The organism is Edwardsiella ictaluri ATCC 33202, assembly GCF_000264785.1.
Lineage (GTDB): Bacteria > Pseudomonadota > Gammaproteobacteria > Enterobacterales > Enterobacteriaceae > Edwardsiella > Edwardsiella ictaluri.
The window spans coordinates 1-1,269 of the sequence record NZ_AFJI01000097.1 but is presented as its reverse complement, the minus strand read 5'-3'; the positions used below and the strand labels follow the sequence as shown (position 1 = coordinate 1,269).

Genomic DNA, 1,269 nt, shown 5'->3' with positions numbered 1-1,269 from the left:
CCGTAGCCCAGATGGTGGGACATTTCGGCGTTGAGAGCCGCCTCAACACTGATTTTCTTCAGCAGGCGATCGAACTGACTGAGATCGTCAGGGGTTTTGAGATTTTTGGCCAGTTCGTTAGCCAGAGCCTGCAACTGTTTTTCGTTCATAAAGTAACCTGCTTTTGATGTTGGATTGAACATATCAAAATCAGGCAATTACACAAATTTATGTACAGGCTCGTTGGAGGCCCATGTCAAAGCCTACGTTGAACAGCGTCTTAGCTTCCACCGCGACGGGCAGGTCTGATCCCGCATCGCCGCAGGAATACGCTATCGCCGGGCCGCGAATGCGGTCCGTCTTTCTTCTATCACTCACATCGCGTCATGCCTGAGGATGGCTGCGGCGATACAGCGCCCAGGTCCCGATGCGCTCGCCGCCCGGCAACGTACAGTAGCTAAACTGCCCCTGCTCCGCCGTCGCCGACGTTAAGATCCCGCCCTGCTCCACACAGTAACGCGCTGCGGGGTTGGCCATGCCTATCACCGGTGGCGTCCTGACCTCTTTGACGCTACACCCCGCCACCGCCATCACGCCTAACAGCACTAACATTATCTTCATGATGCACTCTCTATATCGCTAATCTGGATAGCCATGATCCCGCGTACCGTGGCATGTTGCACATAGGATAATGTTTAAAGTGCCAGCGGCGTTCACCTGCGCTACATCGCGTGCTTAATCCCTTTGCTGACCAACCACTTATTCATCGGATACGCACTACAGAAGCCCACTATCATGGCAATCTGCATCATAAACCAATACAGCGCGCTGGCGCGCGGCATCTCCGGCGTAAACAGGAGAAACAGCGCAATCGTCATCCAGACATACATTCCCAGCTGCCAACAGATCAGTGAGAGCACATCCGCTTTAACTGCGCTCTTCAGTGCGGCCCAGCGCGCCTGTCCCATCTGACGCGCAGGCCAATACTGAAAGAAGATCCCCAGGCACAGCGCCAGCACAAAATCCAGCGTCCACGATCCCAGCAGCGGGCTGCCTAACAGCGTCACCGGCACCACCAGAGCGATCCCCTCGCCCAGGATATCGGCCAGGGTACACCCCGTGCCGCAGTGGGTACTGGTCTTAAAGATACTCTTCCACCCTGCCGGACCCCGCTTCATCGCCATCGGCATATCCATCGCCATCGGCTTCTCCCCGTGGCCCGCCATCGGCATACCCATCGCCATCGGCTTCTCCCCGTGGCCCGCCATCGGCTTCTCCCCGTGGCCCGCC

At 57.1% G+C, this 1,269-nt stretch carries 2 protein-coding genes; both read right to left on the bottom strand.

The genetic code is table 11. The features are described 5' to 3' along the window. Positions 1–363: 363 nt before the first annotated feature. Positions 364–600 (bottom strand): putative hemolysin, encoded by a 237-nt coding sequence (locus tag EIEH_RS14695; protein WP_015870788.1) that lies wholly within the window; start codon positions 598–600, stop codon positions 364–366. Positions 601–701: 101 nt separating this feature from the next. Then, on the bottom strand, positions 702–1,269 hold a 568-nt coding region (locus tag EIEH_RS14690; RefSeq protein WP_239642636.1), incomplete at its 5' end, for a DUF4396 domain-containing protein.